Below are 7,753 nucleotides of genomic sequence, written 5' to 3'. Positions count from 1 at the left end.
GCCATCCATGGCGCGGGGCGGCTAAACCGGCATCCCTGCCGGTTTACCCCCCCAAATCCCTGTCGAATTCCGGCCAGTGTGGTTTAACGGGGCGCCTAAGATCAAAAGCAGATCAAGAGCGGCTCGCTTCGCATCGTGGTTACCGTTATGACGGGGCTGAACTCAATCTGTGTGTGTGTGTGGGAGCGGGCTTGCTCGCGAAAGCGTAATGTCAGTCAGCACATCTAACACTGAAACACCGCTTTCGCGAGCAAGCCCGCCCACAATTTCGACCCGTGTTTATTCCGGGAGATGCGCCACGCCGTCCGAATCGGTCATTGCCCGCTCCAGCAGATCTGCTGGCAAGCTCTTACTGGCGCGGGCGCCGAGCAACTTTAGTTGCTCGGTACGGCTGACTAGGTTCCCACGCCCATCCGTCAGCTTGTTGCGCGCCGCGCTGTAGGCTTTGTCCAACTGTTGCAGCCGGTTGCCCACTTCGTCCAGGTCCTGGATAAACAGCACGAACTTGTCATACAGCCAGCCGGCACGCTCGGCAATTTCCCGGGCGTTCTGGCTCTGGCGTTCCTGCTTCCACAGGCTGTCGATCACGCGCAGGGTGGCGAGCAAGGTGGTGGGGCTGACGATCACGATATGGCGGTCGAAGGCTTCCTGGAACAGGTTGGGCTCGGCCTGCAATGCGGCAGAAAAGGCAGCCTCGATCGGTACGAACAGCAGCACGAAATCCAGGCTGTGCAAACCCTCCAGGCGCTTGTAGTCCTTGCCGGCCAAGCCTTTGACATGATTGCGCAGGGACAGCACATGCTGCTTCAAGGCGGCCTGGCCAATCACCTCGTCATCCGCCGCGACGTACTGTTGATAGGCGGTCAAGCTGACCTTGGAGTCGACCACTACCTGCTTGTCGCCCGGCAACATGATCAGCACATCGGGCTGGAAACGCTCGCCATCCGGGCCTTTGAGGCTGACCTGGGTCTGATACTCACGGCCCTTCTCCAGGCCCGCGTGCTCCAGCACCCGCTCAAGAATCAGCTCGCCCCAGTTGCCTTGGGTTTTCTGGCCCTTGAGGGCGCGGGTCAGGTTGGTGGCTTCGTCCGACAGGCGCAGGTTCAATTGCTGCAGGCGCTCAAGCTCTTTGGCCAGGGAAAAGCGCTCACGGGCTTCGTTCTGATAGCTTTCTTCGACACGCTTCTCGAAGGACTGGATACGTTCCTTGAGCGGGTCCAGCAGTTGGCCGAGGCGTTCCTGGCTGGTCTCGGCAAAGCGTTGCTCACGCTCGTCGAAGATCTTGCCGGCCAGCTCGGCAAATTGCGCACGCAGCTCGTCCCGCGAGCCTTGCAGGTCGGTGAGGCGTTGCTGATGACTCTCTTGCTGCTCGCGCAATTCGGCGCTCAGGGCCGCGGCCAAGGCGTCGAGGCGCCGCAATTCGGTTTCCTTGGCGCTGCGGTCGAGGTTCCAGGCGTGCGCGGCATCGCGGGCGTTATCGCGGTCGATCTGCAACAGCTCGACTTCACGGCGCAGCGCCGCCAGGTCGGCTTGCTTGGCAGCATTGGCCTGGCTCAGGTCACTGATCTCATCGCGGCTGGCGTCCAGTTGGGCGGCGAGCCCTTCCTGGGCCAGTTGCGCGGTCGCCAGGCGCTCCTCCAACAGCTCCCAGCCGGTGGTGCGTGCGGTCAGGCGCCGCTGGAGTTGCCAGCACAACGCCAGTAGCGGCACGGCTGCGCCCACAAGACCCAGGGCGATACTGGTCCAGTCAAACACCATAGCCATTTCTGCCATCACCGAAAAAGATCAAGGGTAACCAAGCCTAAGGCCGGAGGACAGCTCAGTCTTCGACCTGGCCCAGTTCGCGCTGGGCGCGACGGTCACCGGCGCGAGCAGCCGAACGCAACAAATCGTGGCCGATGCGCCGGTCACGGGCGTTTCCGCACTCGCGGCACATCAGTTGGCCAAGACGGCTCTGGGCGGCCACCACACCTTCGCGGGCAGGCTGCTTGAGCAAGCGGCCGGCGATATGCTTGATATTGGTACTCTGCCCCAGGCGCGGGCTGTCGAGCAGCCACAAAGCGACCTTCAAGGAAAAACGCTTGGGTGCGGTAACAGTTTGGGGCGTGTCGGTAACAGAAGGTGATACTGAGCGAAACTTCATAAAGCACTGTGGGGCAGAACGGAAGGCGCGCCACTCTACTCTTTTTTTCGTACAGGTAAAGCTGAAAAAACCGTGCACGCCCGTCCTAGAGCAAGCGCTCGGGACAATCCACAGAAGCTGTGGATAACTCAGTGGACAACCCCCCTTGAACAGGCGCAAAGCCCCATGGAACGGGGGCCGCAGTCAAACTGACGATTTTTTCACCAATAAAAAAAAGCGAGATTTTTCATTGACTTAAATTTTGATTACAGGCAAATGGGCGCACTTGCACACCAATGACAGCAGGGTTACACCCTTGGCCACGAATGTGCACAAGTCCCGATCGGCTGGTTATATCGTCGGCGTTTTTTGATTCAACACCGGTTAAACATGTTACTGAGCAGGCAAACCCGAGGGCTTTTCAAAGCTGCCTCGGCTCGCCACACTGCGCCACCGACAATGCAAACCAGTAGGTCCGATGAAAGGAATTCTGTTATTCGCCGGGCTGCTGCTGGCCATCTGCGCGACCTCGCTTGGGATCAATGCAGCGCTCCCCTCCCCGGACGGCGCACTGTTTGCTATTGCTATTCTGCTATCGGCCGCCTTTACCGCCGTGATCCTGTGCATCGAACTCAGTGATGGCAGAATCAACGACATGGGCGATGTGATCCGCATGATCGAGACCGGGCAGTCCTTGCGATTGACGCTCGCCGCCTACGGGCTGGGGTGCGCCCTGGCCGCGTCCATGACCGTGCTGGTGTATCGCGAGTTGCTCGGCGGCTGATGAAGTTTTTTTGCAATCGGCCTTCCCTTCCCTGTTTCAATCCGTTACTATCCGCGGCGTTAGTACCAAGCTGAAAGTCAATTCTGGTCGAACACGTCCCCTGAACCACATGGGATCGACCACCTCGATGGTTTCCAGGTATTCCTTGCGACGACACTGCCTTTGAACAAGCAAAGGGTGGCGCGAAGTTCCAATACTCTGACCGAACCAACCTGCAAATTGATCAGGATCTTCACCCCGGGCCCAGAACCTTTGCCCCTGTTGTGTTGCCTGCCCTCCTAAGTACCTACCTGCCAGCCCAAGCGCGCCTAATTTAATAGCGCTTCAAACTGGCTGCTTTGTTCCAGTCGGGTTCTTCGTTTGATCAATGGTGATCAGCGTTACTGGAACGTTTTAACGTTGCACGGTTCTTATCCGTGTCATTTGTAGGAACACCAATAATATGAACGCTCAAATCCACACTCAGGATGCCATTCGCACCCTCACCAACGCTTTTGCCCCGATGAACTGCCTGATCATGGCCGCTCGCAAAGGCTGCTTCAGCTTCACCCTGGTCAATGAACACGGCATCGCTCGTCACAGCGAACGCCTGTACCCCGATCAATACTCCAGCGCAGAACCGCTGCAGGCCGTGATCGATCGTACCCGTCAGGCACTGACCGCCTGATCGACCCGCGTCGCTGAAACTCAAAAAACCCTGTTTGAATAACAGGGTTTTTTATTGCCTGGAATTTGGCCTTGAGCCCGTGACGCTAAGTACAAATCGATATAAACGTTATAACCGATTGCAGAAGATGTTTTAAAAACAGTCCTTTACATCGTGAATATGACACTACACTTCAACTCAAGCGGCATGATCCGCTTACGACGGGCCTGAGATCCGATTCGCCGCTGCCAAGCTCCCCTTCTCAGGCTCGTCCACTCTTTGCAAGGACTGAGGCTCGTATGGGTATTGCCGCCAGTGAATTGTGTCGTTATGTGATCAGGCCGACGCTGATGTACCTCGGCCGTCACAGCCCAACAGCCGAATCCCTGTTGCTGGGTATTGCCGCCAGCCAGTCCGAACTGGGCTCCGCGCTGCATGACCGCCGCGGCCATGGCCTCTACAGCATCACCGAACCCCGCCACCGCGCCCTCTGGGATGGCTACCTGGCGCTGGACCCGGAACGCGCCAGCCTGGTGCGTGGGCTGGCCAGCCAACATGCGTTCCTCAGCGCGCCCCAGTTGGAGTTGACGGTAAACCTGCGCTACGCCACGGCGATCGCCTGGCTGCTGGTGGAACAACATCGTCCTGCCCTGCCCGCACCCGGCGATGTACTGGCCATGGCGCGTATCTGGAAAGAAATATTCCACCCTCAGGGGCGCCTGCGAGATTTCACTCAAGCCTGGCAAACCTGTGTAAGCCCAATGAAACAGGCAACTTGTTGACCGGGCAAATTGCAAGATTCGGCAAAAAACGGCAATTTTGGTCGGATTGTCCTACAAAACAGGTCTATCTCCAGCATTACAGCCTATAGCGCGATGTGAAATTTATTGATACTTTCCGCAGCGGTGATCACACGGAGTTCTAATAATGAAAAAAGTAATGCTCAAGACCACACTTAGCCTCGCCGTTGCCATGGCATCCTCCCAACTGTTCGCCAGTGGCTTTGCCCTCAACGAACAGAGCGTGAGCGGGATGGGTACCGGTTTCGCAGGTCGCTCTTCTTCTGCCGATGATGCGAGCACTGTGTTCGGTAACCCTGCCGGTATGGCACGTCTGGAAGGCCAACAGATCACCGGTGGCGTTGCAGCCATTGATGCCTCCACCGATATCAGCAATGTCAGCGGCCGTTCCGCTGGTAGCAATAAAGGCGATATGGTGCCTTTCACTGCCGTGCCTTTCGGTTTCTACACCAATAAACTTAACGACCAGTGGGCTGTCGGCTTCGGCGTCTATGCGCCGTTCGGCCTGGTGACCGACTACGAAAGCGGCTTCCAGGGCCGTGGCTTTGGCAGCAAGAGCGAAGTGAAAGTCATCACTTTGCAACCGACCGTCAGCTACGCCTTCAACGATCGCGTTTCCGTAGGTTTCGGCCCGACCATCAACCGCATTGCCGGTACCCTGGAATCGGACCTGACGCTGAACCCTCGCGCGCCAGACACCAATATCAAGATCAAGGGTGACGACACCGCACTGGGCTTCAACATCGGCGTGCTGGTTCAAGCCACCGATACCACCCGTGTCGGCCTGACCTACCACTCCAAGGTCAGCTACAAGCTGGACGGCCACACCGAAGTCACCGCACCGACTGCGACCTCGCCGTTCCTGCGTAGCAACCGCTACGACGCCTCGCTGAAAATCGACACCCCTGAGTCCTACGACCTGTCCGTTACTCAAGACCTGACAGACGCTTGGAAACTTTACGCCGGTGCGACCTGGACGCGCTGGAGCCGCCTGAAAGACATCACCGTCAAGAACGAAGGCGTCACGGCGCGCTTGCCCCAGGCCTGGTCAGCACGATCAAGGAAGACCAGAACTGGCACGACACCTGGGCTTACGCCGTGGGTACCTCGTACCAGCTCACCAAGCAGGTGGTACTGCGTACCGGCCTGACGTTCGACCAGTCGCCTACCAACAACACGGATCGCTCGCCGCGTATCCCGACCGGCGACCGTACGATCTTCAGCCTGGGCCTGGGCTACCAGGTCATGGACAACATGACCATCGACCTGGCCTACTCCTACCTGAAGGAAGAGGACGTGAAGGTTGCGCGCTCCAACCAATTGGCCAGCTACAACGCCAAGTATGAAAACAGCGCCAACGGTTTCGGCTTGGGCATGACCTACAAGTTCTAACCCGCAGCCGTATAAAAAAGCCCCGCTCTCCTGTGAAGGAGGCGGGGCTTTTCAGTACTCGCCAATCAGGGTTTTGACGCTATGGCCTGCTCCACCGCCTCGATCAGTTCCGGGCTGTCCGGCTTGGTCAGGCTGGAAAAACTGGCAACCACATTGCCCTGGCGATCCACTACATACTTGTAGAAGTTCCACTTCGGCGCCGCGTCGGCCTGCTGTGCAAGCACCTTGAACAGGTGCACCGCATCCGGCCCCTTGACCTTCTGCGGCTCGGTCATGGTGAAGGTCACGCCATAATTCACGTAGCAGACCTTGGCGGTTTCCTCACCGGTCTTGGCTTCCTGCTTGAAGTCATCGGACGGCACGCCAATCACTTCCAGGCCTTGGCCCTTGTAGCGCTGATATAACGCTTCCAGGCCTTTGAATTGCGGAGCAAAGCCGCAGAAGCTCGCTGTATTGACGATCACCAAGGGTTTGCCAGCGAATTGCTGGCACAGGTCGATGGATTCCTTGGCCCGCAGCTTGGGCAATTGGCCCGCAAGCAACGGTGGGCAACTGGCGGCCATCGCCACGCTGCCAATAGCCATCAGGACGGGTACAGCGAGCCAGCGCATCTGCATGTCAAAAGTCCTTGAGTCGGTTCAGACCCACAACTTAACAGATCGCCATGCCCAGTTGCATCAATGCCAGGCCGCCCCGCTGCCAGCCCCACCAGGCCAGCAGCAACACCACCATCCCCGCTGCCAGCAGCATAAGACGCGCTGTCATGCTCATGCCGCCTCCATCTGCGCCTGAATACGTGCCACCGGCCGCTCACGCACCGGCCAATTCAGCGCGGCGGCGAGCAGGCTGAGCAAAATTGCCACCTGCCAGATCAAATCGTAGCTGCCGGTTCGATCATAGACCACCCCGCCCAGCCACCCGCCGAGGAACGAGCCAAGCTGGTGGAACAGGAACACGATCCCGCCCAGCATCGAGAGGTTGCGCACACCAAACAGGGTCGCGACGGTGCCGTTGGTCAGTGGCACGGTGGACAACCACAAAAAGCCCATCGCCATGCCAAACAGATATGCCGTGACTTCAGTGACCGGCGCCCACAGGAACAACACAATCACCACCGCCCGCAACAGGTACAAGCCCGTGAGCAGGCGCGGCTTGGACATGCGCCCACCAAGCCAACCGGCTGTGTAGGTGCCGAACACATTGAACAGGCCAATCAAGGCCAGCACCGTCGTACCCACCGTGGCCGGCAGATGCTGGTCGACCAGGTACGCCGGCAAGTGCACACCGATGAACACCACTTGGAAACCGCAGACAAAAAAGCCGAAGGACAGTAGCCAGAAGCCGGAGTGAGAACAGGCCTCTTTGAGCGCCTCACCCAGGGTTTGCTGGCCCACCGTGACCGCCAGCGGCCGGTCCTTGAGCATGGCGACCAGCGGCAGGATCAGCGCCACCATCAAGCCCAACGCCAGCAGCGCTGCCGACCAGCCCAGCCAGCCAATCAAACCGAGGGTGCCGGGCACCATGGCGAACTGGCCGAACGACCCCGCCGCACTGGCAATGCCCATGGCCATGCTGCGTTTTTCGGGCGCTACGGCGCGGCCAACCACGCCGAGAATCACCGAGAACGAGGTGCCGGACAGGCCAATGCCAATCAGCAAGCCTGCGCTCAACGACAGCGACCACGCAGAATCAGACAGGCCCATCAGCACCAGGCCGACGGCGTACAACACCCCGCCGACAAACACCGCCTTGGTCGCGCCGAAACGGTCGGCCAAGGCCCCGGTAAATGGCTGCGCCAAGCCCCAGATCAGATTCTGCAAGGCGATGGCAAAGGCAAAGGTTTCACGCCCCCAACCGAATTCGCTGCTCATCGGCGCCAGAAACAGGCCAAAGCCATGCCGTACGCCCAAGGACAACGCCAGGATCAGCGCACTCCCTAAAAGGACCCAACCACTGGTGCGCCACATCGAGGTCATTTCTTATTCTCCGTTCGCGGGTATATACCCGCT

At 58.9% G+C, this 7,753-nt stretch carries 7 protein-coding genes and 1 pseudogene; 4 read left to right on the top strand and 4 right to left on the bottom strand.

Features of this window, described 5'->3' with window-relative positions; genetic code table 11:
• Positions 1-279: 279 nt before the first annotated feature.
• On the bottom strand, positions 280-1,644 hold the full coding sequence (rmuC, locus tag DK871_RS14630) for a DNA recombination protein RmuC (RefSeq protein ID WP_178116055.1): 1,365 nt from the start codon (positions 1,642-1,644) through the stop codon (positions 280-282).
• Positions 1,645-1,819: 175 nt separating this feature from the next.
• The gene (locus DK871_RS14625; RefSeq protein WP_161905523.1) at positions 1,820-2,143 is read right to left on the bottom strand and encodes a sel1 repeat family protein; all 324 of its coding nucleotides are present in this window, start codon (positions 2,141-2,143) and stop codon (positions 1,820-1,822) included.
• 457 nt (positions 2,144-2,600) lie between these two features.
• Between DK871_RS14625 and DK871_RS14620 the strand changes: the two genes are divergently transcribed.
• The 4 genes and pseudogenes from DK871_RS14620 to DK871_RS14605 all read left to right on the top strand — a co-directional run bounded on the left by DK871_RS14620 (position 2,601) and on the right by DK871_RS14605 (position 5,744).
• Positions 2,601-2,906, top strand: a complete 306-nt coding sequence (locus tag DK871_RS14620) for a hypothetical protein (RefSeq protein WP_032895920.1) — start codon at positions 2,601-2,603, stop codon at positions 2,904-2,906.
• A gap of 442 nt (positions 2,907-3,348) precedes the next feature.
• Entirely contained in the window at positions 3,349-3,573 is a 225-nt protein-coding gene (locus tag DK871_RS14615; RefSeq protein ID WP_003193022.1) for a hypothetical protein, read from the top strand.
• Positions 3,574-3,851: 278 nt separating this feature from the next.
• Positions 3,852-4,334 (top strand): hypothetical protein, encoded by a 483-nt coding sequence (locus DK871_RS14610; protein ID WP_044268450.1) that lies wholly within the window; start codon positions 3,852-3,854, stop codon positions 4,332-4,334.
• Positions 4,335-4,479: 145 nt separating this feature from the next.
• Positions 4,480-5,744: pseudogene (locus DK871_RS14605) on the top strand (OmpP1/FadL family transporter).
• Between the two features lie 65 nt (positions 5,745-5,809).
• Here DK871_RS14605 and DK871_RS14600 read toward each other — a convergent pair.
• The gene (locus DK871_RS14600) at positions 5,810-6,361 is read right to left on the bottom strand and encodes a glutathione peroxidase (RefSeq protein WP_161905522.1); all 552 of its coding nucleotides are present in this window, start codon (positions 6,359-6,361) and stop codon (positions 5,810-5,812) included.
• A 150-nt stretch (positions 6,362-6,511) separates the two neighbouring features.
• Positions 6,512-7,720 carry an MFS transporter gene (locus DK871_RS14595; protein WP_375139739.1) on the bottom strand — a complete coding sequence of 403 codons (1,209 nt, stop codon included), beginning with the start codon at positions 7,718-7,720 and terminating at the stop codon, positions 6,512-6,514.
• Positions 7,721-7,753: the final 33 nt, after the last annotated feature.

The sequence above is a fragment of the Pseudomonas sp. L13 genome (assembly GCF_009935965.1).
GTDB lineage: Bacteria > Pseudomonadota > Gammaproteobacteria > Pseudomonadales > Pseudomonadaceae > Aquipseudomonas > Aquipseudomonas lactis.
The sequence above is the reverse complement of the archived record's forward strand: the minus strand, read 5'-3'. Positions and strand labels throughout refer to the sequence as shown.

Bases quoted from the DNA above. Each gene is read 5' to 3' on its own strand.
- DK871_RS14615 (WP_003193022.1), top strand. From the start codon at position 3,349: ATGAACGCTCAAATCCACACTCAGGATGCCATTCGCACCCTCACCAAC.
- DK871_RS14595 (WP_375139739.1), bottom strand. From the start codon at position 7,720: ATGACCTCGATGTGGCGCACCAGTGGTTGGGTCCTTTTAGGGAGTGCG.
- DK871_RS14625 (WP_161905523.1), bottom strand. From the start codon at position 2,143: ATGAAGTTTCGCTCAGTATCACCTTCTGTTACCGACACGCCCCAAACT.
- DK871_RS14620 (WP_032895920.1), top strand. From the start codon at position 2,601: ATGAAAGGAATTCTGTTATTCGCCGGGCTGCTGCTGGCCATCTGCGCG.
- DK871_RS14610 (WP_044268450.1), top strand. From the start codon at position 3,852: ATGGGTATTGCCGCCAGTGAATTGTGTCGTTATGTGATCAGGCCGACG.
- DK871_RS14600 (WP_161905522.1), bottom strand. From the start codon at position 6,361: ATGCAGATGCGCTGGCTCGCTGTACCCGTCCTGATGGCTATTGGCAGC.